The sequence below is a fragment of the Arenibacter certesii DSM 19833 genome, assembly GCF_000429545.1.
Lineage (GTDB): Bacteria > Bacteroidota > Bacteroidia > Flavobacteriales > Flavobacteriaceae > Arenibacter > Arenibacter certesii.
This window is the reverse complement of the sequence record NZ_AUCB01000004.1, coordinates 145,123-170,169: the sequence shown is the minus strand read 5'-3', so window position 1 is coordinate 170,169 and position 25,047 is coordinate 145,123. Positions and strand designations below refer to the sequence as shown.

Annotated in this window: 22 protein-coding genes and 2 pseudogenes; 10 read left to right on the top strand and 14 right to left on the bottom strand. The window is 37.4% G+C overall.

The annotated features are described in order from the left end of the window. Positions 1-124 precede the first annotated feature (124 nt). The 3 genes and pseudogenes from pepT to G466_RS24630 all read left to right on the top strand — a co-directional run bounded on the left by pepT (position 125) and on the right by G466_RS24630 (position 1,907). Positions 125-1,369 (top strand): peptidase T, encoded by a 1,245-nt coding sequence (pepT, locus tag G466_RS0101770; protein ID WP_026812097.1) that lies wholly within the window; start codon positions 125-127, stop codon positions 1,367-1,369. A gap of 157 nt (positions 1,370-1,526) precedes the next feature. Then, positions 1,527-1,724: pseudogene (locus G466_RS24635) on the top strand (DUF1801 domain-containing protein); the annotation flags it as partial. Beyond that, positions 1,722-1,907, top strand: a complete 186-nt coding sequence (locus G466_RS24630) for a YdeI/OmpD-associated family protein (RefSeq protein ID WP_308427479.1) — start codon at positions 1,722-1,724, stop codon at positions 1,905-1,907. The pseudogene G466_RS24635 and the gene G466_RS24630, both read left to right, overlap by 3 nt. A gap of 181 nt (positions 1,908-2,088) precedes the next feature. Here the strand turns inward: G466_RS24630 and G466_RS0101760 are convergent, their stop codons facing one another. The 4 genes from G466_RS0101760 to nusB form a co-directional block, all read right to left on the bottom strand. Further along, positions 2,089-3,405, bottom strand: coding sequence for a Gfo/Idh/MocA family protein (locus tag G466_RS0101760; protein ID WP_205622014.1), 1,317 nt, complete (start codon positions 3,403-3,405; stop codon positions 2,089-2,091). A gap of 99 nt (positions 3,406-3,504) precedes the next feature. Continuing rightward, entirely contained in the window at positions 3,505-3,792 is a 288-nt protein-coding gene (yajC, locus tag G466_RS0101755; protein ID WP_026812095.1) for a preprotein translocase subunit YajC, read from the bottom strand. Between the two features lie 13 nt (positions 3,793-3,805). Next, positions 3,806-4,279 (bottom strand): DUF1573 domain-containing protein, encoded by a 474-nt coding sequence (locus G466_RS0101750; protein ID WP_026812094.1) that lies wholly within the window; start codon positions 4,277-4,279, stop codon positions 3,806-3,808. 41 nt (positions 4,280-4,320) lie between these two features. Further along, complete coding sequence (gene nusB, locus G466_RS0101745) at positions 4,321-5,268, bottom strand: transcription antitermination factor NusB (protein ID WP_026812093.1); 948 nt, start codon at positions 5,266-5,268, stop codon at positions 4,321-4,323. 178 nt (positions 5,269-5,446) lie between these two features. Between nusB and G466_RS0101740 the strand changes: the two genes are divergently transcribed. From G466_RS0101740 to G466_RS21250, 3 genes and pseudogenes are all read left to right on the top strand, one after another. After that, positions 5,447-7,201, top strand: a complete 1,755-nt coding sequence (locus G466_RS0101740; protein WP_026812092.1) for an ABC transporter ATP-binding protein — start codon at positions 5,447-5,449, stop codon at positions 7,199-7,201. Positions 7,202-7,278: 77 nt separating this feature from the next. Continuing rightward, positions 7,279-7,650 (top strand): PUR family DNA/RNA-binding protein, encoded by a 372-nt coding sequence (locus G466_RS0101735; RefSeq protein WP_026812091.1) that lies wholly within the window; start codon positions 7,279-7,281, stop codon positions 7,648-7,650. An 87-nt stretch (positions 7,651-7,737) separates the two neighbouring features. Further along, positions 7,738-10,262, top strand: a pseudogene (locus tag G466_RS21250) (M14 family zinc carboxypeptidase). 67 nt (positions 10,263-10,329) lie between these two features. Here the strand turns inward: G466_RS21250 and G466_RS0101725 are convergent. From G466_RS0101725 to G466_RS0101715, 3 genes are read right to left on the bottom strand one after another with little or no spacing between them, the layout of a single operon-like run. Further along, positions 10,330-11,391, bottom strand: coding sequence for a lysophospholipid acyltransferase family protein (locus tag G466_RS0101725; protein WP_051315490.1), 1,062 nt, complete (start codon positions 11,389-11,391; stop codon positions 10,330-10,332). Continuing rightward, positions 11,388-12,317, bottom strand: a complete 930-nt coding sequence (locus G466_RS0101720) for a bile acid:sodium symporter family protein (RefSeq protein ID WP_026812089.1) — start codon at positions 12,315-12,317, stop codon at positions 11,388-11,390. The genes G466_RS0101725 and G466_RS0101720 overlap by 4 nt, the downstream gene beginning before the upstream one ends. Before the next feature lie 3 nt (positions 12,318-12,320). Continuing rightward, positions 12,321-12,656 carry a tRNA-binding protein gene (locus tag G466_RS0101715; RefSeq protein WP_026812088.1) on the bottom strand — a complete coding sequence of 112 codons (336 nt, stop codon included), beginning with the start codon at positions 12,654-12,656 and terminating at the stop codon, positions 12,321-12,323. Between the two features lie 372 nt (positions 12,657-13,028). On the opposite strand from G466_RS0101715, the gene G466_RS0101710 reads away from it, so the two are divergent. Beyond that, a complete protein-coding gene (locus G466_RS0101710) occupies positions 13,029-13,589 on the top strand; it encodes a thioredoxin family protein (protein ID WP_026812087.1) in 561 nt (186 codons plus the stop codon). A gap of 121 nt (positions 13,590-13,710) precedes the next feature. On the opposite strand, the gene G466_RS0101705 is transcribed toward G466_RS0101710, so the two are convergent. Next, a complete protein-coding gene (locus tag G466_RS0101705; protein ID WP_026812086.1) occupies positions 13,711-14,253 on the bottom strand; it encodes a YfiT family bacillithiol transferase in 543 nt (180 codons plus the stop codon). A gap of 234 nt (positions 14,254-14,487) precedes the next feature. On the opposite strand from G466_RS0101705, the gene G466_RS0101700 reads away from it, so the two are divergent. Both G466_RS0101700 and G466_RS0101695 read left to right on the top strand, forming a co-directional pair. Then, on the top strand, positions 14,488-15,126 hold the full coding sequence (locus tag G466_RS0101700; protein ID WP_026812085.1) for a peroxiredoxin: 639 nt from the start codon (positions 14,488-14,490) through the stop codon (positions 15,124-15,126). Positions 15,127-15,558: 432 nt separating this feature from the next. Beyond that, positions 15,559-15,750, top strand: coding sequence for a cold-shock protein (locus G466_RS0101695; RefSeq protein WP_026812084.1), 192 nt, complete (start codon positions 15,559-15,561; stop codon positions 15,748-15,750). Between the two features lie 510 nt (positions 15,751-16,260). Here the strand turns inward: G466_RS0101695 and G466_RS0101690 are convergent. From G466_RS0101690 to G466_RS0101675, 4 genes are all read right to left on the bottom strand, one after another. After that, positions 16,261-17,193, bottom strand: coding sequence for a peptidylprolyl isomerase (locus G466_RS0101690; RefSeq protein WP_026812083.1), 933 nt, complete (start codon positions 17,191-17,193; stop codon positions 16,261-16,263). Positions 17,194-17,334: 141 nt separating this feature from the next. Continuing rightward, on the bottom strand, positions 17,335-19,383 hold the full coding sequence (locus G466_RS0101685) for a M13 family metallopeptidase (RefSeq protein ID WP_026812082.1): 2,049 nt from the start codon (positions 19,381-19,383) through the stop codon (positions 17,335-17,337). Positions 19,384-19,443: 60 nt separating this feature from the next. Continuing rightward, complete coding sequence (locus G466_RS0101680; protein ID WP_026812081.1) at positions 19,444-20,829, bottom strand: M20/M25/M40 family metallo-hydrolase; 1,386 nt, start codon at positions 20,827-20,829, stop codon at positions 19,444-19,446. Continuing rightward, positions 20,826-21,704 (bottom strand): PPK2 family polyphosphate kinase, encoded by an 879-nt coding sequence (locus G466_RS0101675; protein ID WP_026812080.1) that lies wholly within the window; start codon positions 21,702-21,704, stop codon positions 20,826-20,828. The genes G466_RS0101680 and G466_RS0101675 overlap by 4 nt, the downstream gene beginning before the upstream one ends. 419 nt (positions 21,705-22,123) lie before the next feature. Here G466_RS0101675 and G466_RS0101670 point away from each other — a divergent pair, with 419 nt between their 5' ends. Next, on the top strand, positions 22,124-22,813 hold the full coding sequence (locus G466_RS0101670) for a hypothetical protein (protein WP_026812079.1): 690 nt from the start codon (positions 22,124-22,126) through the stop codon (positions 22,811-22,813). Positions 22,814-22,946: 133 nt separating this feature from the next. On the opposite strand, the gene G466_RS0101665 is transcribed toward G466_RS0101670, so the two are convergent. Together G466_RS0101665 and G466_RS0101660 are read right to left on the bottom strand one after the other, a co-directional pair. Continuing rightward, positions 22,947-24,110, bottom strand: coding sequence for a sigma-54-dependent transcriptional regulator (locus G466_RS0101665; RefSeq protein ID WP_026812078.1), 1,164 nt, complete (start codon positions 24,108-24,110; stop codon positions 22,947-22,949). Positions 24,111-24,119: 9 nt separating this feature from the next. Next, positions 24,120-25,046 (bottom strand): DUF6268 family outer membrane beta-barrel protein, encoded by a 927-nt coding sequence (locus tag G466_RS0101660; RefSeq protein WP_051315488.1) that lies wholly within the window; start codon positions 25,044-25,046, stop codon positions 24,120-24,122. Between the last annotated feature and the right edge of the window lies 1 nt (position 25,047).

The following is a 25,047-nucleotide window of genomic DNA, read 5'->3' as shown; positions in this document are numbered from 1 at the left end:
AAAGTAACATTAATTAAAGAATCTTGAACCCCCACCTATCTTTCTAACAATTACCATTAACACCCTTTAAAAATGGTATTCCCATAAATGCAAATAAACCGTACTTTTGAAAAAAAATTTTATTATGCAACATATTATTGACCGATTTATAAGCTATATCATTATCGATACGCAAAGTGACCCTAACTCAAATTCCACACCTAGTACAAAAAAACAGTGGGATTTAGCTCATAAACTGGTAGAAGATTTAAAGAAGATTGGGATGGAAGAAGTTGTAATTGACAAAAACGCTTATATTATGGCTACGCTTCCCAGTAATATTGACGAGAAGGTACCGACCATAGGGTTTATAGCACATTTTGATACCTCTCCAGATTTTTCGGGCACCAATGTAAATCCCCAGATTGTTAAAAATTACGATGGTGGTGATATTATCCTCAACAAAGAAGAAAACATAATACTTTCCCCAAGTTATTTTGACGATTTATTACAATATAAGGGAAACACTTTAATAACCACTGATGGCACCACATTGTTAGGTGCAGATGATAAGGCTGGGATTACGGAGATTGTGACCGCTATGGAATATTTAATTCAGCATCCAGAGATTAAGCATGGAAAAATAAGGGTTGGTTTCACTCCAGATGAAGAGATAGGAAGGGGCGCCCATAAATTTGATGTTAGCGCTTTTGGCGCTGATTGGGCCTACACCATGGATGGAAGCCAAATTGGAGAATTAGAATATGAAAACTTTAATGCCGCAGGTGCGAAAATAAGCATTAGCGGAAAAAGCGTGCATCCGGGATATGCTATTGGAAAAATGGTAAATGCGGTACTGATAGCCAGTGACTTTATCAGCATGCTACCCAAAGATGAAGTACCACAAAGGACCACGGCCAGAGAAGGATTCTTTCATGTTCATCACCTAAGCGGAGAAATAGAAAATGCAGAAATAGAATTGATTGTACGGGACCATGATTTAGAAAAATTTAATCAGCGTAAAGCCTTATTACAAGAGATTACCGAAAAATTGAATTCTACTTACGGACCTTATGTCTCATTGGAAATTAAAGACCAATACTATAATATGAGGGAGAAAATAGAGCCAGTAATGCATATTGTGGATATTGCCGAAAAAGCAATGGAGGCCCTAAACATAACCCCAATTATTAAACCTATACGAGGTGGCACCGATGGATCTCAATTAAGTTTTATGGGCTTACCATGCCCCAATATATTTGCAGGAGGACATAATTTTCACGGTAAATATGAATATGTACCTGTAGAAAGTATGCAAAAAGCGGTTGAAGTGATCGTGAAAATCTGTGAACTTACCAGTGACCTCAAACTGGATAACCAACTGAAATAGCCAGATCAGTAGGACTTAAACTCTTATAAATGGAAAAATCAAAAAAATAGAGGCATATTACGCAAAGGATCAGCCTTTTACATCTGGAATTACCGCTTTAAGGGAATTGGCACTTAAAACCGAATTGATAGAAGATTATAAATGAGGATGTCCCGTTTACACTATAGAAAACAAAAATGTGATAGGCATTTTAGCCTTTAAAAACTATTTTGGACTATGGTTTTATAACGGGATATTCCTATCCGATCCAAAAAAGGTTTTAGAGAATGCACAAGAAGGAAAGACCAAAGCCATGCGGCATTGGAAATTTACTTCTCTTGCGGACATAGACAACACTGGAATACTTGCGTATTTGGAGGAAGCTATTCTTAACCAGAGGCAAGGCAAGGTTCTGAAACCCGAAAAGAAAAAGCCTTTTACAATACCTCCCTTATTAAAACTCTCATTGAACAACAACCCAGAATTAAAAGCCAATTTCAAGAAGTTAACCCCTTATAAGCAAAGGGAATATTGCGAATACATTGATGAGGCAAAATAGGAAAAAACAAAGCGAACCAGATTAGAAAAATGTATCCCTTTAATTTTGAAAGAAATGGGATTGCATAATAAATATAAATAGTAGTATCGGTTAAGCTACCGCACACTCCAGATCGATAAATAAATATCTTAAAAGCGCTAATCCGATAATAACCAATACTACTATTTAATCTTATATAACACTACCTACCCGGTAATTCCCAACCGTTATGATAGTGTGCCTTGATTAAGGAGTTTGCCTGAGCATCGGAAAATTGGCCAGTATCTTGGTCCCAGTAAATTCGGTTTCCTGTCTTAAAGGCTACATTTCCCATATGGCAAACCATTGCAGCATCATAACCTATCTGTAAGGGGGCTTTTAAAAGAGAAGCATCCCTTGCCTTTACTGCTTCTATGAAATTTATGGTATGTTTATCCAATCCGCTTCCTTGATTTTGCTGTAAGGGTAGACTTTCCATTCTATCCTTCTCTGCAATTACCTCCCATCCATTTCTATCCAGTACAAGGGTGCCATTATTTCCAATAAAGGATATTCCGTGATTACGACCATAGTTACCACCATCTATTCCTGTGGCATGTTCCCACAAAATAGAAAAATCATCGTATTCATACACTGTTTGCAAAGTATCTGGGGTTTCAGCTGCGTCGTCTGGATACGCAAATTTACCACCTAGGGCCATAACGGATTTTGGGGTATTTGCTTTCATGCCATATAGGGCGTAATCCATAAGGTGCACCCCCCAATCTGTCATTAAGCCTCCCGCATAATCCCAGTACCATCTAAAATTAAAATGGAACCTATTGGCATTAAAAGGTCTCTTTGGAGCTGGACCTAACCACATATCATAATCTACCCCTGCAGGTGGTAACGTATCTGGCAAAACAGGGATAGACTTCATCCACCCTTGGTATGCCCATGCCTTGGCCAAACGAATTTGACCCAATTTCCCTGAATGTACAAAGTTAATAGCATCCACAAAATGAGGCTGACTCCTTTGCCATTGTCCTATTTGAACCATTCTATCACTATTCTTAACGGAATGGAGCATTAAATTACATTCTTCTATAGAATTGGCCAATGGTTTTTCACAATACACATCTTTTCCCGCATTTAAGGAATCCGACAGCTGTAAACAGTGCCAATGGTCAGGGGTACCAATGATGACCACATCTATATCCTTATTCTCCAGCAGTTTTCTATAGTCCTTATATAGTTCAGGCTTTTTAAATCCGGCTTTTTCTAAATCTACGGCTCTTTTTTGTAGCACTTCATTATCTACATCACAAAGCCCCACTATGTGTACCTCATTAATTTTAAGCATGGATGACAGGTCACTAAAGCCCATCCCCTTACACCCTATTAAGCCAACCCCAATTTGATCATTGGGGCTTACTTTTTTTCTCATAGCCGCTAACAGATCTATAGGAAAAAGGAAGGAAGCTCCTGCCCCCATAGCCATAAGTGAACTGTTTTTTATGAATTTTCTTCTATTATGCATCATGGTCTGTTGGTTTTTGTTGCCATGAATATACAAAATAGAAACAAAAAAAGCATCAACTGTGAGTTGATGCTCTTATAATAATTGTAGTGTGAAGTTTTATTTCTTCTCTGGCTCGTTCATTTTTTTGCTCATTTCCATAGAAATAGCAGATCGATCGAACTTAATTTTACCGGCCATGGTCTCGATTACACAGGAAAAATCCTTATCGTTCAAGTCGGCAATTTTACCATGCATACCACTTTTGGTAACTACTCTATCGCCTCTTTTTAATTCGGCGGCAAATTTCTTCTCTTGCTTATTTCTCTTTCTTTGCGGGGCAATCATAAAAAAATACACCACCACAAACATCAAGATTAGCGGAAGATATGGATATTGTTCTAACATAATTTAATAATACTTATTTAACAGGACCTACTGGACCGGCTCCTTTTGGGGTTATAAATGCTTTAATTCTAAGCGTCTCATTACCTTTACTTGTATTGGTAACAACGTTTATAGTTTTGGTAATCTGATTTTGTCCTGCACCATTAAACTTCACCAACATCTCTCCAGTTTCACCAGGTAAAATTGGAGTATTTTTGGGGTATTCAGGAACAGTACATCCGCAGCTACTAGTGGCATCGGTAATAATTAAAGGACCTTCACCAGTATTTTTAAAGGTAAAAATAGTCTCTTGTGGGGCATTTTGTTCAATTGTACCAAAATCGTGCTCTACCTTATCGAATTCCATTACGGGAACTTTTTTTGCAGCAGCATCTCTTTCCACAGCTACTTCAACATTTGCAACATTGATTTTACTCGAGGCAGCTTCCTTACAAGAAGTTACTGCAAGAACAGAAACGAAGCTAAGGGTAAAGAAAATTCTTTTCATAATATAAATTTTTAATTTGCGCAAAATTAAGGAATATTTAATTACAATAGACCCCTACCCAATTTATTTAGCTTTCCATCCTCCCTATATTCCCTAACCAATTTATCTAAAACCCCGTTAATAAAAATACTGCTCTTAGGGGTAGAATACTCTTTGGCAATCTCTAAAAACTCGTTAATGGTAACTTTTTCGGGGATAGAAGGGAAGTTTAAAAGTTCACAAATTGCCATTTTTAATAAAATCGCATCAATATCGGCAATACGGTCTTTATCCCAATTGGGGGTTTTCCCCTCTATTTCCTTTTCCCACTTGGCATTGTTCAAGAGCGTCTTCGTCAATAGACGTTTGGCATATACCATATCTTCTTGATCTTTTAATAAAGCAGGCAAGAAATAGGATGGTGAACTATCGATCTTTACTTTTTTAAACAATTTTAAAAGAAAGGTATTTACAATAGGAATATCGTCTACCCATGTAAGTTTGTCATCCTCAAAATAATCATAGATTTTTTCATTGGGCGCAACAATATCACGAAATAGCTCTATGATCAATTTTTTATCCTCATCATATGAGTTTTGTGGATTGGCCATATATTTAGCATAAAGATCACTTTGCATCATCTCTTTATAGATGATTTTCACGTATTCTTCATTTAAATACCAATTATTCAATTTCCTCCTGTTTAACTCGTCCTGCAAGGATATGTTCTCAGAGATTTGTAAAAGAACCCTATTATTTATGAATTTCTCTTTGTTGGGATATTTGTCGGAGGCGTTTGCCAAGTATCTTTTTGAAGATAGCTGCTCTTGTTCTTTGGCCCTTTCATGTAATTCTATAAACAAGCTTAACATTAAAAGGTAAAGCGTATACATATTATCTATGCTTGCTTTTAAAAATTTTTCTTGTTTATCAAGGGAGTCATCCTTTGATTGGGTCAACGCATAGATACATTGCATAACTTTAACCCTAATGTGCCTTCTTGTGAGCATTTTTAAAGAACTTTAATGAAATAATTAAATTTTCGGATACAAAAATAGTATTATATTTTTTAACTATAACTACGTTTTAGCGTATTATCTTATGCCTTTTATAACTTTTGGTTTAGATACAAAAAACTATCTTTGACAAATTACTATTACTTAACAAGATATTCCCGTCTCTACTCGGATGAAAGAACTAAAACATCTAAATAAATATTTTAAGAAATACGGATTAAAACTGCTCATTGGCATTTTCATCACTATTGTAGCTCGTGTATTTCAACTGGTGATGCCTTCCTATGTAAATAAATCCATAGAGGTAGCAGAAAATTACCTGAAAAATGAAATTATTCTAACGGAAGCTAAGAGTTTACTTTTAGAGTACATTCTAATTATTGTTGGAGCAGCACTGCTATCTGGATTTTTTACCTTTCTGATGCGTCAGACCATAATAAACATATCCAGGTACATTGAATATGATTTGAAAAATGAAGTTTTTGACCATTATCAATCACTAAGTCTGAATTTTTATAAAAAAAATAGGACAGGGGATTTAATGAATAGGATAAGTGAGGATGTTAATCAGGTGCGACTTTATGGTGGACCTGCAATTATGTACGGAATACAGACTTTAACCTTATTTGTTTGTCTGGTGCCGCTAATGTTTATAAAAGCGCCCACTTTGGCCATGTATGCTCTGTTGCCATTACCCATCCTATCTGTTCTTATTTATCAAATCAGTAAAATTATTCATAGGCGAAGTACAATAGTACAAGAGTATCTCTCCACTTTATCCACATTTACCCAAGAATCATTTTCTGGGATTTCGGTAATTAAGGCTTATGCCTTAGAACCCAAGATAAATCATGAACTGGAGACCCTTGCCCTAGATGGTAAGACAAAAAGCATGGCTTTGGCAAAGGTAAATGCCTGGTTTTTCCCTTTAATGATCTTATTAATCGGTATCAGTAACATCTTCGTAATTTATATTGGAGGACAACAATACATAAACGGTGAAATAGAGTCGATCGGAATTATTGCAGAATTTATCCTTTACGTAAATATGTTAACCTGGCCAGTTGCCGTTGTTGGTTGGGTTACGTCCATAGTACAAAGAGCAGAAGCCTCACAAAAAAGAATCAATCAGTTTTTACAAGAACGGCCTAGCATCGTCAATACGGTTACGGAAGAAACTGAAATTGGTGGAAAAATAGAATTCAAAAATGTAACCTTTACTTACGAGGACACCAATATTGTTGCCTTAAAAAACATTTCTTTCACCATTAATAAGGGAGAAACAGTAGCCATCTTAGGAAAAACAGGCTCTGGCAAGTCAACCATCCTTGACCTAATCGCCAGATTATACGATATAGACTCGGGTGAAATTCTCATAGATGACATACCTATTAAGAAATTAAATCTAAATAGTCTGCGTAAATCTATTGGTGCAGTACCTCAAGATGCTTTTCTGTTTTCAGATTCCATCAAAAACAATATAAAATTCGGAAAACAAGATTCTACTGATGAAGAAATTATTGCAGTGGCCAAAAAAGCAGTAGTGCACGAGAATATAATGGGCTTTAGCAAGCAATATGAAACCGTATTAGGGGAAAGGGGCATTACCTTAAGTGGCGGACAGAAACAAAGGATCTCTATTGCGCGAGCATTAATAAAAGAACCGAAAATTTATCTTTTTGACGATTGCCTATCTGCTGTAGATACGGAGACCGAAGAAGAAATCCTAAATCAACTTAAAAAAGAATCGGAAGACAAAACTACACTAATCGTTAGCCATAGGGTGTCCTCAGCAAAAAATGCTGACCGGGTTTTAGTGTTAGATGGCGGAAAATTACTACAAGAAGGAACCCATGAAGAATTGAATTCCAAGGATGGCTACTACAAAGAACTTTATGCCAATCAACTTTCTGAGAAAGAAAAATAGAATTTTGTTGTCCAATTAGGTTTTTTTTCACACTTTTGACAGATATACTTATGTAAAACAACTATAGACTAGACGAAATGAGCGAAAAAGATTTAATGGATCAAGAAGAGATTTACTCGAAAGTATTACGGGCTGGAAGAAGAACTTACTTTTTCGATGTTAGGAGTACCAAAGCAGGGGATTATTACTTAACCATTACTGAAAGTAAAAAGTTTACCCACGATGATGGTTCCTTTCATTACAAAAAACATAAAATTTACCTATACAAAGAAGATTTTGCTGCCTTTAAGGAAAATTTGGATGAAATGATGACGTATATAATCGATGCCAAAGGTGAGGAAGTAATTTCTGAGCGTCACCAGAAAGACTATAAGAAAGAAGAATTTGACGATAATAGCACCACCTCTTCTACTGACAGTTTTACAGATGTAAGTTTTGATGATATTTAATTTTTAATTTCCTGTACTAGATTTAACGGCTCCTACATAATGGGGCCGTTTTCTTTTTATACTATTATGAAATCCTACATCCAAACTATGAGAAGTTTTCTATTTATATTGTTGTTTGTGTCCTTCTGTACCATGCATAGCCAAGAAACCGCATCGCTGGATTATTATCTACCCCTAGATATTAGCTATGACCCCAACATTCCCAAACCAAAAGACATTATAGGCCACGAAGTTGGGGAATGGCATGTTACCCACAACAAACTACTGTTTTACATGAAGGCATTGGCAGCTTCTAGCGATAGAATCTCCATAGAAAACAGAGGCACTACCTATGAGGGCAGACCATTAATTTTATTACCATAACCTCCCCACCAAATCACGGCAACTTGGAACAAATTAGAAAAGACCACCTTCGTTTAACGGAAACGGGATCAGATACCCTTAATTTGGACAATATGCCCATAGTGGTTTATCAGGGCTTCTCCATACACGGAAACGAACCTAGTGGCTCCAATGCTGCATTAGCTTACGCATACTATTTGGCTGCAGCAAATGGTCCGGAAATTGAAGACACCCTAAAAAACACGATAATTTTATTAGATGCTTCCTATAATCCAGACGGTTTGCAACGATTTGCTTATTGGGCCAATACCAATAAGGGGAAAAATATAGTATCGGATGTAAATGAAAGGGAGTTTCATGAGGTGTGGCCTGGAGGACGTACCAATCACTATTGGTTTGATATGAACCGCGATTGGTTACCCGTACAATTACCGGAAAGCAGGGCGAGAATTACAAGTTTTCATAAGTGGATGCCGAACATACTTACAGACCACCATGAAATGGGAACAAACTCAACCTTCTTTTTTCAACCTGGAGTACCCAGTAGGGTACACCCCCTAACCCCAAAAATCAACCAGGAGTTAACTGCCGAAATTGCTACCTACCATGCTAAGGCGTTGGATAAAATCGGCTCATTTTATTATTCCGAAGAGCGTTTTAACGATTATTTTTATGGCAAGGGATCCACCTTTCCCGATATCAATGGAAGTATTGGTATTTTATTTGAGCAAGCAAGTTCGCGTGGTCATGCGCAGGATTCCGACAATGGGTTACTCACCTTCCCCTTTACTATTCGTAACCAATTCACTACCGCACTATCTACCATTGAAGCAGCTAGGAAAATGCGGACTAAAATTTTGGATTATCAACGACAGTTTTATCAAGATGTAAACACGGAGAACAAGAAAAACAAAGTAAAAGGAATTGTTTTTGGAGACAGTAAAGATGCTGCTAAAGCTTGGCATTTGGCAGAAATATTAGATTTACAAAACATAACATTCCATGAGCTTTCCCATGATATTACCGTAAATGGAAAATATTTTAGAAAGGGCTATAGCTATATAGTTCCTACTGATCAAAAAAAATGCAAGGCTCGTAAAGGCCATGTTTGAAAAGAGGATCCCTTTCACCGATAGTATTTTTTATGATGTATCAGCATGGACGTAACCATTGGCATTTAATTTAGACTATTCTGAATTAAACGCTACCTCCGCGGCGGGAAATTTAGTAACGAAACTTTCTCCCTTATCCTCCAAAGTAGATCAGCAAAGTTCCAACGCCTATCTATTTGACTGGAACGAATACTACTCCCCTAAAGCTTTAAATAAAATTTTGAACAAAGGGCTTGGGGCCAAAGTCGGTAAAACGCCATTCATGGTAGAAGGTAAAAGTTTTGATTATGGTGCAATAATGATTCCCGTTCAAAATCAATCCCTAAACCCAGCTGAAATATACAACTTCTTAAATTCTGTGGCCAATGAGAGCAAAATCCCTATGTTTTCAGTAGGCACAGGACATGCTACTGGAATAGACTTGGGTAGCAGTGATTTTATCCCTTTAGAAAAACACCGCGTTGCTCTTTTGGTAGGGAGTGGAGTTACCTCCTATGATGCTGGGGAATTTTGGCATCTATTGGATCAACGCTACGATTTTAGTCTCACCAAAATAGACACGGATTATATTAATAATGTAGACCTTTCCGTTTATACCTCCATTGTTATCCCCAATAGGAGTGGCGGTAAATTCTTGGACGAAAAAGGAACTGAGAAATTAAAACAATGGGTAAATAACGGAGGCACACTTATCGGATATCGCAATATGGCCGACTGGTTTTCGAAGAACGAATTCATGAAATTAAGCCTGAAAAAGGATACCCTAGTTGCTAAAAATATTTCTTATGAACAAAAAGGAGACTTCCTTGGGGCCCATGCCACGGGAGGTGCAATTTTTGAAGCTAAGCTAGACCGTAGCCACCCTATAAATTTTGGCTACAAGAACAGCCATGTCCGTTATTTAGAAACACCAACATTTACATAGAGGCAGATAAGAACAGTTATAACAACCCAATTCAATACACCCAAAACCCACTCTTAAGCGGATACATTTCTGATAGAAACCTAGAATTGATCCAAAATAGCGTACCCTTTCAGGTTCAACGCTCCGGTAAAGGCCGAGTTGTACTATTTACTGATAACACAAATTTTAGAGCTTTTTGGTTTGGAACCAACAAATTGGTAATGAACGCAATTTTCTTCGGCAAGATGATGTAGATTTCGTGAACAGCAGCATTGGGGTCGTTTTATTATTTTATAAAGAAATATAAAAGTCGACCCTAATTTATTTAGAAAATAGTGGCGCTAGGATTTTTACCCATATCAGATTAATCAAAATATGAACGACTACTACAGAAAGGGCCAAATTTACACTGAAAATATATGCTAGGATTACCGTTAGTAGAAAATAAAATAGCGGATAACATAAAAGAAATACCATAAACCTCACCGTACTAAGAAATTCCAACTCCCCCACTTTAGGGCCAATGACCTTGGACCAAATCAGGTAAATTGGGAAATTAATTATGTTGAACAATACTTTTCCAATACTGTAAATTTCTGAAGTATTGATTTTTGGGCCAACGGGATCTGGTGTATGGATATAACTATCAACCGCCTTATTAGCAACCTCGGGGTTTAAAAAATCTAACCCTAGCTTTTCTAAGTGGGAAACTATTTTATCATATTCTATATCATTATCAATATGGGTAGTAAGGGTGGTTAATTCTTGGTGCACTTCCTTTTTCAACCTGGTAACCGATTCTTTAATTTCCTGTTTATTGTAATAATCCAATACACGAATGTTCTTACCGTAATAAAGGGACACCAGATCGGGAAAGGTTGCCGCATCCTTATAATTCATCCCTAATGGGACCAAACGCACATCTAATTGAGGATTTTCCTCCAGAGCCGCAAACAAAAATCGAGTAAACCCTTTACTTACCGGGCGCACCTTCCGTTTTAGGGAATGGTTGCCTTCTGGAAATATTAGTATAGCCTCCCCACGCTGCAATAGCTGACTACAACGCTCAAAGACAGCTTCATTCTGCTTTAACGACTCCTTACCATCTCGAATCCTATAAATGGGAATCATCTGCAGATAATTAAAAAACATTCTAAGAATAGGATTTTTAAAGACATCGGACCTCGTGAGGAAATAAATCTTTCTTGGACTATGTGTAGCCACCAACAATGCATCTAAAAGCGCATTCTGATGATTCGACAGGAAAAGTAGGGGATTGTCTTTTGGAATTTGGTTTATCCCTTTTATCGATATCTTAGAAAAATACATCCATAATGCCGCTCTTACACCTATCCACATTAAAAAATACCCCAATTTCCTCAAGCCAATTCCTTTTTATCCAATTTATCAATAGGTTTAAAGCTCCAAAAACTAGCCACTGCCAATCCAGATATGATATGCCATACCCCCCAAAACGCAGCTAATAGCGCCATGCCGCCCATACCATCAAAAAAAGTGAAGATCAATAGTAAACCCAGTCCGGAGTTTTGGATTCCCGTTTCTATGGCCAAGGTTCTTTTGTTGGCCTGAGAGAGTCCCATAATATTTGCAAAAGAATAACCAGTAACAAAAGCGAGGAGATTATGAATCACAACGATCCAAAACACGTAGAAAACATAATCCATAAAAATATCCCGGTTATTGAACAGGGCAACAACTATTAGAACTACAAAACATATTATGGAAACTAATTTTAGAATTTTTGCCAGTTTTGAAGCCAAATTAGGTCTTATATGATTTAAGTACATTCCCAAAACCAAGGGCAATCCAAGCAATAAAGCTACTAATTTTACCATTTCCCAAGGAGATATGGCCACCTCTTTTAAAATAATGGCAGTTGGACTATATAACGACCCCCATAACTGAAGGTTAATTGGTGTCATCACCACGGCCAGTAGAGTTGCTACGGCGGTTAAACTTATGGACAAGGCCGAATTTCCTTTAGCTATATGGGTAATAAAATTGGAAATATTTCCGCCCGGGCATGCCGCTACCATAAACATACCGAGCGCAATACTGGGAATGGGAGAAATTAATAACACCAAAATAAAAGTTACGGCTGGCAATAGCACAAACTGACTGAACACTCCTACAAAAAGAGGTTTTGGCTGCAGCCATAAGCGTTTAAAATCATTTAAGGAAATGTCTAGGGCTATTCCGAACATGACCAATCCCAATGCAATATTCATCACCCAGAGGGATTGCTCAGTAAAGTCTATATGCAAACTATCTATAGCGCTTATCGTCAAGTATTAGGAAATTTTAAGCCCGTTAATGACCTTGGCCTCTGGCTGCAACAAGATAACGTCGTCCCCATCAACTGCGCCTAATATAAGACATTCACTCATAAAATTAGCAATTTGTTTCTTTGGAAAATTAACGACAGCTATCACTTGCTTTCCCAATAGTTGTTCTGGGGTATATCTAAGGGTAATTTGTGCCGATGTCTTTCTGACTCCTAACTCACCAAAATCGACCCATATCTTATAAGCTGGATTTTTAGCTTCTACAAAATCAGAAACCTCCATAATAGTACCCACCCTCATTTCTATTTTGGCAAAGTCTGCCCAATTTATGGTTTCGCTCATTTTATTTCCCTTAAATTATCCATAATCTGTTACTTATACATTCTGCTTAAGTGACCTATACTGGTGTCACGGATCCCTTTATCGATGCCATCTAGATGGTCCTTTTCTGAAAAGAATTCTAATTATACAAATTAAAATTTATACCTTCACCCACCTATTCAACTTTTTATTCCCTACCCTACTTTCAGATTAGGTTAAATTCCAGGAGAATTTTTAAAATAATGCGGTCATAACCACTAAATAAGATTAGATATTGCTTTTATCAAGCTATAATTTATCATGCTAAGGCAAGTTGATCACCGTGGTTTTTAATTGCAATTAAATTTGATTACTTTTATCCTTAAAGCACACTATAATTAAAGCACATTATTCATGGCAAATACTCCTAGTAATATGTTGCCTTTGGGCACTATTGCACCAGATTTTAATTTATTTGACCCCACCTTAAATAAAAAGGTTGCCCTACAACAATATAAAGGAGCAAAAGGAACTGTTATTATGTTTATTTGCAACCATTGTCCCTTTGTTAAGCATATAAATCCGGAACTTTCCAAAACAGCAATTGAATTTGAACCCCTAGGAATTTCTTTTATAGCAATTTCCAGTAATGATGTAGAGAAGTATCCCAGGGATTCTCCAGACTTAATGAAGTTGGTCAGCAAGGAGCAGAATTACACTTTCCCTTACCTATACGATGAGACACAGGAAGTTGCCAGAGCCTACGATGCGGCATGTACGCCTGATTTTTATTTATTTGATGCTGATTTAAAATTAGTATACCGTGGTCAATTTGATAATTCTAGACCTGGAAATGGGTTGGCCGTTACGGGAGACGATTTAAGGGATGCGATGAACAACCTACTCCAAGGGGCAAAGATTAATACTGTTCAAAAACCCAGTTTAGGCTGTAATATTAAGTGGAAAGCTGATTAAGAGGTTCCATTTTAGTTTCACTCTTTTTCTATATTCCGATTATTTTTGTATGGGTTTTATTCAAAAAACAGGGGAGCTTAATAACTCCCCCTTTCAAGTCATCGAGGACCTGTAAATATATCTACCATCCCATACGTTGAATTAATCCACTAATATGGGCCAAATGATGATTTCCGTGCCAAGCGTACCTACCTATACTTTCCATTAAGCTTACCTCCAAATTTCCTTTGGGATGAATGTAGACCTTGGACAGCTCTTCCTTGGACAAACCTCTTAATAGGTATATCAATTTTACGTGGAGCGCTTTAATGTAATCCAAAGAAAATTCTATTGGTGCATCTTGAGCATCGAACAAATTACTCCATTCCTTTTCATAATATGGTTTAATTACCGGTCTGTCTTCTGTTAGAGCCCATTTAAACCTCGTATAACTATTATGATGGCTATCCGCTATATGGTGGATCACCTGCCTCACCGTCCACCCTCCTGGCCGATATGGTGTATTTAATTGTCCATTGTGTAAAGGAAGCACTAAATCCTCCAAACGAGTTGGCAATGCTTCTAGTTCCGATATCCAATCAGAAACAATCATATCATCTACAGCATGCGTGTAAACAAAATGACCGATGGGATATCTCAAATTTTCCAACAACTTATCTTCCATGTAATAAAAGTACTATTTAAAGTGATAAAAAATATAGATATCCTGAAAACTATAATAAAAAAACACAAACTATAATTCAAATGGGTAAGCGGAAGTAAATAACTACCGACTTGGCCGAACCTTTTAAAAAGCAGTTAAATTTTTAATACTTTTTTAACCTTTTTTAAAAGTCGATTCAATTATAATCTACTAATTTTATAGGATATTAATTTTAACCAAAAAAACCAGTAGAAAATGGCTACAATAAGATTGGGCGATTTAGCCCCAGATTTTACAGCGGACAGTTCCGTTGGAATGATTAATTTATATGATTATTTAGGTGATTCATGGGGAATTCTTTTTTCTCATCCTGCCGATTTCACCCCTGTTTGTACTACAGAATTAGGTGCAGCTGCAAATTTCAAAGATGAATTTGATAAGCGAAACGTGAAAATGATAGCGCTTAGTGTAGATAGTGCTGCCTCACACGCAGAGTGGATAAAAGATATTAACGAGACCCAAAATACGACTGTCAATTTTCCAATTATAGCAGATGAGGATAAAAAGGTTTCTACATTGTATGATATGATTCATCCCAATGCAGACAGCAATTTAACGGTTCGTTCTGTATATATTATTGCACCGGACAAGACCGTTAAACTAACCCTCACCTATCCTGCCTCTACCGGCCGTAATTTCCACGAGCTATTGCGAGTGATAGATTCACTACAGTTAACGGAATACCACAAAGTGGCAACTCCGGCAGACTGGAAGCATGGTGAGAAAGTAGTAGTGAGTCCCGCAATCAACACGGAGGACGCCAAGAAATTGTTCCCAAAAGGAGTTGAGGAAATAAAGCCTTATTTAAGGCTTACTCCACAGCCAAACTTATAACATCGATGTTTTAGCATTTTGGTGTTTACATCAAAGCCTTCAGGTATCTGAAGGCTTTGATTAGTTACATAGGTTACAGAATTATATGCGTCCAAAACAATTTATCTAATACAGATCACGTAACCGTACAATCGGACAAAGAACCATCCTATTATCTTCCACCATATACTATGTTTTAATTTTCAACGCTAAATCGTAGTATTCTCAAAAAATACCGTATACGGATTTTCACAAATAAATACGGTGGCAACCCTCTAAGAATAGACAAAAAAGATCAGTTTTACTTATATGTAAATTATCATTATAATTAAAGAACGACGCGTCTATTACCAGAAAGGGGGTGTGAAAAATAAATATAACTATCAAAAAACCACATCTTTAAATAATTATGCCCTATATTTGCTACTAATATAATTTTTTTAATTTTTTATAATGAATAAAGGAACAGTAAAATTCTTCAACGATTCTAAAGGTTTTGGTTTTATCACTGAAGAAGGCTCAAGCGAAGATCACTTTGTACACATTTCTGGTTTAATCGATGAAATTCGTGAAGGTGACGTTGTAGAATTTGAATTACAACAAGGTAAAAAAGGATTGAACGCGGTAAACGTGAAAGTGATTTAATAATTACGATACAACTTTTTTTTGAAGATAGAAACCCGTCCCCATGGATGGGTTTTTTTATACGTACTACCAAACAACACTCAGAAACAACTTTACAGATTGTCTTAATCTCTCTAAGTACCGCTGTTTTTATAGGAAAAATCACATTACAATGTAATACTTCCTTATTTAACGCAACCTTTAGGCCCTGTTTGCATCTACCCTAATATATTAACAGCCCCCGCTTAAAAGCTTAGATTATGACCATTTTCTTCACTATTTTATTATCGTTATTGGTAATCAATATTGCTCTGTTGTTATTGAGCCTAAACAAACCTAAAGAACAATAAATAGAAATTCTTAGTATTATACTATCTTTCTTATTTATTGGGACAATTTCGCGACAGCTTGGATAGGGTAGCGATTTATTGACCCACAGCATATTTTCTATCAGTTTCTACCAATAATAAAAGGCCCTACTGATTAGGGCCTTTTTATTTTTTCTCCTCCTTATTTGACTAGTTATTCAGACTAACTGACACCCATAAGTTCTACATCAAAAACAAGAGTAGCATTTGGAGGAATAACTCCTCCTGCACCAGCGCTCCCATAAGCTAGGCTAGATGGAATAACAAATCTTGCCTTATCTCCAACCTTTAATAGTTGAATACCTTCGTCCCATCCTGGGATTACTTGACCAACTCCCAATTGAAATGTAATTGGCTCTTTTCTCTTATAAGAAGAATCAAAAACCTGTCCGTTCAACAAGGCACCTTCATAATGGACAGAAACATTTTCTCCGCTTTCTGGCTTGGCACCATTTCCTTTTTGGATAATTTTATACCTAAGGCCACTTTCAGTTTCTTCAAATCCTGCAGCTACTTTATCCAATTCAGCAGCCACTTTTCTTTTTTCTTCTGCCAGTCTTTTTTCCCTAGAGCCTTCAAATGTTCTAAATGCCTCTATTGCATTCCAATTTTGAGCATCTTCCCCTACTCTCTCAATGGTCAGGGTTTCTATCTTATCTCCTTGTGAAATACTATCTACCACATCCTGACCTTCTACAACATGACCAAAGACTGTATGCTTATTATCTAACCAAGGTGTAGCCACATGGGTAATAAAAAATTGGGTTCCATTGGTCCCAGGTCCAGCATTTGCCATAGAAAGCACTCCTGGACCATCATGGGTAAGTTCTGGATGAAATTCATCATCAAACTTATAGCCACCGTCTCCAGTACCAGTACCTAATGGACATCCCCCTTGAATCATAAAATCTGGAATAACCCTATGGAATTTTATTCCGTCATAATAAGGCTTTCCTTGTGGTTTAACGCTATTCTCCAAAGTACCCTCTGCCAATGCCACGAAGTTCCCTACGGTTCCCGGAGTTTTGTCATGGGTAAGTTTTACTAGTATCTCTCCTTTCGAAGTATTGAATTTTGCATATATTCCGTCTTGCATATCACTGTTTTTATATGAAGGACAAAGGTAGTATTTTGTTTTGGAGTATAAAACAGTTCCCGTTTTCAAAAAGACCTCATATACACCCAATAAAAAAGGGAGCTCATAAAGCTCCCTTACATGTTCTAATCTTTATGATTATTACCAAATTCTCACTCTTTTCTCGGGTTCCAAATACATGGCATCACTAGGTGTTATATCAAACGCTTCATAGAAAGCATCAATATTAAGTAGCGGCTGAGTGGCTCGGTATCTGCCTGGAGAATGCGGATCTGTCCTCACTTGTGTACGAAGTGCCTCCTCTCTAGAAAGTGTACGCCATATGGTTGCCCAGGACATAAAAAAGCGTTGTTCTGGGGTAAACCCATCTATATTCTCTGGTCTTCCATTTTCTTTAAAATACTGCTGTAGGCCATCATATGCTCCCAATACACCACCGAGGTCTCCAATATTCTCTCCTAGGGTAAATTTGCCGTTAATGAATACGCTGTCCAGCACTTCAATTTTATCGTACTGATCAGCCAGAGCCGTACTGCGCTCGGTAAACCTCTCCAAATCCTCTTCGGTCCACCAGTTTACCAAATTCCCGTTAGCGTCAAACCTAGAGCCGCTATCATCAAAGGCATGTGAAATCTCATGACCAATTACTGCTCCGATCCCACCATAGTTTACTGCTTCATCTGCCAGATAATCATAAAATGGGGGTTGTAGGATGGCTGCTGGAAAAACAATCTCATTGTTCAAGGGATTAAAATAGGCATTAACTGTCTGCGGAGACATTCCCCATTCTGTTTTGTCTACAGGCTCACCAATTTTGGAAATATTTTTGGCAGTTCCCCATTTCTGGACGGCAATCACATTATCAAAATATCCTTTATCCTCTGTAACTTCCATGTTAGAGTAGTCTTCCCATTTGTCAGGATATCCTATTTTAACGGTAAATTTATCTAACTTTTCTATCGCTTTTACCTTAGTAGAATCGCCCATCCAATCCAATTGTTTAATTCTCGCTTGAAAAGCGGAAATAATATTGGCAATCATAGACTCTGCTTTTTCTTTGGCTTCTGGAGGAAACATTTCATCCACATATAATTGCCCCAGAGCTTCGCCAATTGACCCATTAACCATGGCAAGTGCTCTTTCATCGGCAGGTCTTTGTTCTTTATCTCCTCTTAAATATTTACTATAAAATCCCCAACTAGTATCTTCTATTGGAGTGGTTAGTTTTGATGCAGCACTATTTAATGTACTCCAGCGCACCAAAGTTTTAATATCCTCCAAAGAATTGGTTTTCAAAAACGTATTTAGTTCCTGAAAATATTTTGGTTGGGTAACAAGAAGTGTATCCACCTGCTTTTTAATTTCCATATCGGACATCCATTTCTTAATATCAAAAGCTGGAAATAAAGCTTGGGTTTCGGCGATTGATTTAGGATTATTAAAGTTCCTAGCATCTCTGCTTTCCACTTTATCTAATCGCGGTTTTGCCAATGCCGTTTCCATAGCTAAAATGGTATTAGCAGCAACCTCAGCGGTAGCTTCATCATCACCTAGAAATTGAAGCATTTTAATGATATAATTTACATATTCTTCCCTTATCTCTTTGGATTTATTGTCTTGCTCCAAATAGAAATCACGATCGGGCAATCCCAACCTGCTTGGTGAGATATAGGTTGCGTTCATAGCGCTATTGTTAAGATCTGCAGAAGCATATAGCCCAATAAAGGGGGAGGACGCCGCTGGATCTTTAACCAATAGGGTTTGTAGCTCTGTTAAATTTTTAATATTGGCTATGGCATCCAAGGTAGGCTGTAAAGGACTTATACCCATCTCATTACGCTTGGTTGTGTCCATTTTGGAATCGAACAAAAAAAGTGCCTTTGCCTGATCCGTATCCGCTGCATATTTTTTACTTTCCTTCGCCCTGGCAATTATTCCAAGAACATTTTCATCCGTAGATTTTCTAAGAACACTAAATCCACCCCAACTAGAACGGTCGTCGGGAATTTGTGTTTCCTTCATCCAGGTTCCGTTTACATAATCATAAAAATTAGTTTTAGGGCTCACGGTAGTGTCCATATTGGCCAAGATTATTCCTCTTGGCTCATCTTTTGCCGTATTAGAAGGGGTCTCTTTACAGGAGTTCATTACCGCCATTCCGATTACAGCAACTAAAAATTTGTTTTTCATTTGAGTTGTTTTTTTCAGTAGCCAAAATTACTTAAAAAGATGGGATCAGTAATAATGGGATCAATTATTTGAATTATTGAGCCCGTAGGTATCAAAAAGGTATACTAGGCTGGCCATTGCGGCAGCGCCAAGTTCCAGTTCTCGTTTATTGATATGCTTAAAAACATCGTTCTCCGAATGATGGTGATCAAAATAACGTTGTGAGTCTGGCCGCAATCCTGCCAAAACTATTTTGTCCTTTTTTAACGGACCAATATCAGCACCGCTAAAGCCCTGTTCAAAGAAATGGACCATGTAGGGTTCAAACAATTTCTTCCACCCCAATACCTTAGCAAAATTCCCTTGATCGGTATCAAAAGTAAAACCCCTTGGTGAAAATCCACCAGAATCACTTTCCAGTGCAAAAATATGATTTTCCCTTTTTTTACCAGCCTCGGCCGCATAAGTGGTAGCTCCCCTTAATCCATTTTCCTCATTCATATATAAAACCACGCGAATAGTGCGTTTTGGCTTATATCCCGTAGCTTTCAACAATCGTAACACCTCCATACTTTGCACAACACCTGCGCCATCGTCATGAGAGCCATCACCCAAATCCCAAGAATCCAAATGCGCACCAACCACCATAATCTGATCGGGATAAGTACTACCACGAATCTCCCCAATAACATTATAGGATTCTACATCTGGCAGCGTTTTACAATTTTGTCTAAAGAAGAACTGAATATCGGGATTCAGTTTAAGCGAGGTACTTAATAGTTCCGCACCATTGGTACTAATAGCGGCTGCAGGAATTCTATTTTCCAATGGGATATCCCCGTAACTCATAGCTCCGGTATGAGGGAAATCATCCAGTCGTAACGTTAACGACCTTACAATAACGCCAACAGCTCCATATTTAGATGCTTCCACTGCCCCAGAGTACCTTTGGTCTGCCACTTTTGCATAGGCATCAAAAGTATAGATAATAGTAGGGTCCATAGGTTTGTTAAAAAATACGATCTTCCCTTCTATTTCGGATGTTCCTAGTGCTTTAAGTTCCTCAATGCCCTGCACCTCAACCACCTTGGCCTTAATCCCACTCATTGGGGTAGCTACAGATCCTCCCAATGCCCGCACAGGCACGTTATTGGTAAATCCCGAACTACTTTCTAGATAGGCAAACTCAGGTATTCCCCTGACCCATTTTGGCACTTTCACTGGCTGCAACATAACTTTATCCAACCCTAGGGAATCCATGATGGACTTAGTATAGCTAACTGCTTTTTCAGCTTGTATGGACCCTGAGAGTCGTGCTCCAATTTGATTGGAAAGATAATTTAACCAAGTATACCCCTTGCCATTGGACAATGCTTCCTTGTAGATTTCCCTTATTTGTTTTTCATCTTGTTGTTGCGCGTAGATAGGGATGGTGATTAAGAGTACTACTATCCAAAAATATTTCATTCGCTTTCCAATTGTTTTTTATAATTTTCTAAATTAGCCTTTATTTTGCTATTGAGTTCAGGCTCTTTTATGTCTATATATTTTTTTAGTTCCTCCAGTAATAAAGATGCTACAATTACCCTAGCCGCCTTCTTATTATCTGCAGGAATTACGTACCACGGTGCATGTTCCTTTGAGGTTGTATTGATTGCTTCCTCATAACAGGCCTGATAGTTATCCCATAGAAGTCGCTCTTCCAAATCTCCAGGGGAGAATTTCCAATTTTTCCTTTTTAGTTCCAATCGCCTCAATAATCGGTGTCGTTGTTCTTCTTTAGATAAATGAAGAAAGAATTTAAAAATGATGGTCCCGTTTTCTGCAATATGCCGCTCAAAGTTATTTATTTGCTCAAACCGTTTATCCCAAAACTTTTGATCTACATCTGCCACAGCATGTATTCCAGGAATGTTTTCACGCAAGAGATACTCTGGATGTACTCTTGTTACCAATACATTTTCATAATGGGTACGGTTAAACACGCCAAATTTTCCTTTAGCGGGCAAGGCAATATAATGTCGCCACAAATAATCGTGCTTTAGCTCCAAATCTGTTGGCACCTTAAAACTGTGCACGACTACCCCACGCGCATTAAAATCTTTAAACACCTCACGGATCAAACTGTCCTTACCAGCTGTATCCATCCCCTGTATGCAAATAAGCACACTATATTTAGCATGGGCATAAAGTGTATCCTGAAACTCACCAAGATCTACCCTTACATTTTTTAATTCCTTTTTTAATTTTTTATTGGAAACATCAAAATCGTCATGGGTAGCAATTGATTCTAGCTTAATTTTATCTGTTACTCTATAGGTCGATGACGTTATATTTTTCATAAAGTATAGTTATGGCTCAAAAATTGAGCGGTTAGAAATACAAAATATATAAATTATTCTGATATCCTAGTTGATTCCTATTAAAAGAAGCAGTGCAAGATCCCATAATATATTGAATGCCAATAAACATCATCTAATAAAACAATACTATAACTCCCTATTATAATTATTCTTTATGTGCAACTACTCCATCAACTTTATCGGGAAACGGAGGTTAGCAATTTAGCCGCACTGCCAATAGAGAACCTTCAGCAAATCAGTATAAACTCTTCGAAATGGCCACCAAGTAAACTGTTATTTTAAGCAACATACACCATAAAAGCACGGCTTGTCGAAAAAATAAGGCGATTTCATGCGCTAAGGGTATCTTTATATTGTTATTCAACCCGAATCTTACAGATTTTTCAAAATCTTACTTTATGAAAACCTTATTTCCCTTTTTTTGTGGATTAGTAATAGTGTTTTTCTCTTCCTTTACGTCTGATAAACAATGTATTTATGCGCGCTCCAACATTCAACATATCCAGATACAGACAGAAAAGGCAATTGCAGCTGAAGACCTAAATATGGCTAAATTCTTTGCCTATAGGGCCCTTACTGCGTTAGAAAAATCTAAATCCAATTTAAATGAATGCGGTTGTAAACAAGCGATAAGTCTTATCACAGCGGGTGCAGACCATTTAAAGAACGCCACAAAAACCACTACTATAAACAGTTCCTTGATATTATTAGACAAAGCTTTGGTCTACATTATTGAGGCAGCGGATGCTGTAGAACAGCATGATACCCATTCCTCCAATTATAACAATGAGGTACTGGCATTGAACACCACTGAATCCATCGAAATTGAACGAAATCTAGGGAAAATTGACAGTGAAGAATTAAAAAAAAGGATAGACTTATCCCTAGTTCAATTTAAGGAGTCCTTGGACCAGATAGTACGATCTGTAGATTGTAAAGAAGCATATAATTACGCTATGAACGTTTATGAGCTATGTGATAAGCAACTTTTAAAACCTAATTTAAGCGATGGAAAAAAATACTATCACCTTAAAACCAAGGAAATTACTGCCCAGGCTTTATTGGAAATTGGAGATTGCAAAGAATAACCTCTTGGCCGAATATTTTTTTGTGATCTAGCAGCAATTTATATTATTTCCGCAATGTTGAGCTAAGTAAAAAAGGTACATAAACCCATACGTGTTTTGTACCCTTTTAATTTATCCCGGAATGGTAAAGTAGTTATTTACTAGCGAACATTTTCACATTTTCTTCAGTTACTTCACTTCCTCCAAGTATAATAAGACGTTCCACTACATTTCTTAATTCCCGGATATTTCCAGTCCAATCATAACCTTGTAGCAGACTAACGGCCTTTTTAGAAAATATTTTCGCAGAACTACCATGTTCTTCAGCAATTTTTTTAGCAAAATAATTTATTAGCAAAGGAATATCTTCCCGCCTTTCATTTAGGGATGGAACCTTGATTAAAATTACCGCCAATCTATGGTAAAGGTCTTCCCTAAACCTGCCTTCGGAAATTTCTTTTTTGAGGTCTTTATTGGTTGCGGCCACTACCCTTACATCTACTTTTATATCTTTGTCGGAGCCAACTCTAGAAATTTTGTTTTCCTGCAATGCTCTAAGCACTTTTGCTTGTGCAGATAAACTCATATCACCTATTTCATCAAGGAAAATAGTTCCATTTTGGGCGGCCTCAAATTTACCGGCCCTATCTTTAACCGCAGAGGTAAAAGCGCCTTTAACATGTCCAAACAATTCACTTTCGATCAATTCGGAAGGGATGGCTGCACAATTGACCTCGATCATGGGGTAAGAACTACGCTCACTTTTCTCATGTATCCAATGGGCCACCAATTCCTTACCTGTCCCATTAGAACCGGTAATAAGTACTCTGGCATCTGTAGGGGCAACTTTCTCTATGATATCCTTCACCATATGAATCTCCTTGCTGTCCCCAATCATTTCGTAGTTTTTACTCACTTTTTTCTTTAGGATCTTATTTTCTACTACAAGTTCCTTACGATCCAGCGCATTGCGCACTGTAGTTAAGAGTCTGTTTAAATCGGGGGGCTTAGAAATGTAGTCAAATGCCCCCAAACGCATAGTATTCACTGCGGTATCTAAATCTCCGTGACCCGATATCATAATAAAGGGAATTTCGGGTTTTATTTTTCTCACCGTTTCCAACACCTCTACCCCATCTAACTTGGGCATTTTTATATCACAGAGCACCAGGTCAAAATCGTCTTTCTTTATTGCTTCAAGCCCTTTTTGTCCGTCTTCGGCTTCCTCTACAATATAGCTGTCATTTTCCTCAGACAGAATTTTTACCAATACTCTTCTAATTGAAGGTTCATCTTCAATAACCAAAATTCTTGCCATTACTTTAATTTAAATTCCTATTCTAAAACCAGTCCTAAAATAAAAACTAGGCTCGTCGTTCAATGTAAAAATATCATTTCTTTCTTTATCCCTTAGCACTCCATCCTGAAACAAAGTATGGCCAGCGTATCCATAAAGGAACATGTTTTTTGCCACAGTATATTGGTATCCTAAAGTTGCTAAAGCCACCGAAGTAGATATAGACGAGGCTAAACCAGAATCTGAACTGATTATAGAACTTTGTAGGTTTACATAATATCCGTCCAAGATAAATTCTGTCTGTAACATATGTTTATCATTAAAATGATACTTCATACCACTTTTTGGAGCGCCAACCACGTAGGTCCAGTTGGGATGAAAACGTTTTTCGTAATATATTACGGGAAGCGGTATCCTAAGGGCTACTGTAGAGTTATAGGCAATTCCTAACACTAGACGAGTGGGCTTATCGGCCAATGGCTTATCCATTATAGCTCCCACGGTTGCGTTAATAGAAACATCCCCCTTCTCTAAAGGTCTATTAAGGGTAGAAGAGATACGGGGCGTAAGTACACCTACAAAACGCCAATCTGTATTATATTGGTGTATATAGGCCATATTTAAATCTGCGACATGAAAAGTTTCATCTACTACATCATTAAAAGGCTCCTCCCTTCTTAAATTGAAAGCCATCCTATTGTACTCTACACCCAATACAATATTATCATTCTCTCTCACCTTGATGGGAAGATTACCCACCAATTTTATTCTTGAAAGCTTCGCCTCCGCACTATTTCTGGGCATTAACATATATTCTAACCTAAAAATATCTGGAGTTTGTGCCGATGCATAGTTGCTAAAGAACACAATTGCAAGGATGGCACACCTCCTCCTCCATCTTAATTTCATTATTCTTATAGGTATCAAGGAATTGGAAAAGAATTTAAGTTGATCCATA

What these genes read in the sequence shown, in the direction of transcription:
- G466_RS0101705 (WP_026812086.1), bottom strand. Translation starts at nt 14,253, where the DNA reads ATGGAAGATAAGTTGTTGGAAAATTTGAGATATCCCATCGGTCATTTT.
- G466_RS0101740 (WP_026812092.1), top strand. Translation starts at nt 5,447, where the DNA reads ATGAAAGAACTAAAACATCTAAATAAATATTTTAAGAAATACGGATTA.
- G466_RS0101665 (WP_026812078.1), bottom strand. Translation starts at nt 24,110, where the DNA reads ATGGCAAGAATTTTGGTTATTGAAGATGAACCTTCAATTAGAAGAGTA.
- G466_RS0101700 (WP_026812085.1), top strand. Translation starts at nt 14,488, where the DNA reads ATGGCTACAATAAGATTGGGCGATTTAGCCCCAGATTTTACAGCGGAC.
- G466_RS0101715 (WP_026812088.1), bottom strand. Translation starts at nt 12,656, where the DNA reads ATGAGCGAAACCATAAATTGGGCAGACTTTGCCAAAATAGAAATGAGG.
- G466_RS0101675 (WP_026812080.1), bottom strand. Translation starts at nt 21,704, where the DNA reads ATGAAAAATATAACGTCATCGACCTATAGAGTAACAGATAAAATTAAG.
- G466_RS0101710 (WP_026812087.1), top strand. Translation starts at nt 13,029, where the DNA reads ATGGCAAATACTCCTAGTAATATGTTGCCTTTGGGCACTATTGCACCA.
- G466_RS0101760 (WP_205622014.1), bottom strand. Translation starts at nt 3,405, where the DNA reads ATGCATAATAGAAGAAAATTCATAAAAAACAGTTCACTTATGGCTATG.
- G466_RS0101750 (WP_026812094.1), bottom strand. Translation starts at nt 4,279, where the DNA reads ATGAAAAGAATTTTCTTTACCCTTAGCTTCGTTTCTGTTCTTGCAGTA.
- nusB (WP_026812093.1), bottom strand. Translation starts at nt 5,268, where the DNA reads ATGCTCACAAGAAGGCACATTAGGGTTAAAGTTATGCAATGTATCTAT.
- G466_RS0101680 (WP_026812081.1), bottom strand. Translation starts at nt 20,829, where the DNA reads ATGAAATATTTTTGGATAGTAGTACTCTTAATCACCATCCCTATCTAC.
- G466_RS0101690 (WP_026812083.1), bottom strand. Translation starts at nt 17,193, where the DNA reads ATGCAAGACGGAATATATGCAAAATTCAATACTTCGAAAGGAGAGATA.
- G466_RS0101695 (WP_026812084.1), top strand. Translation starts at nt 15,559, where the DNA reads ATGAATAAAGGAACAGTAAAATTCTTCAACGATTCTAAAGGTTTTGGT.
- G466_RS0101670 (WP_026812079.1), top strand. Translation starts at nt 22,124, where the DNA reads ATGAAAACCTTATTTCCCTTTTTTTGTGGATTAGTAATAGTGTTTTTC.
- yajC (WP_026812095.1), bottom strand. Translation starts at nt 3,792, where the DNA reads ATGTTAGAACAATATCCATATCTTCCGCTAATCTTGATGTTTGTGGTG.
- G466_RS0101735 (WP_026812091.1), top strand. Translation starts at nt 7,279, where the DNA reads ATGAGCGAAAAAGATTTAATGGATCAAGAAGAGATTTACTCGAAAGTA.
- G466_RS0101685 (WP_026812082.1), bottom strand. Translation starts at nt 19,383, where the DNA reads ATGAAAAACAAATTTTTAGTTGCTGTAATCGGAATGGCGGTAATGAAC.
- pepT (WP_026812097.1), top strand. Translation starts at nt 125, where the DNA reads ATGCAACATATTATTGACCGATTTATAAGCTATATCATTATCGATACG.
- G466_RS0101660 (WP_051315488.1), bottom strand. Translation starts at nt 25,046, where the DNA reads ATGGATCAACTTAAATTCTTTTCCAATTCCTTGATACCTATAAGAATA.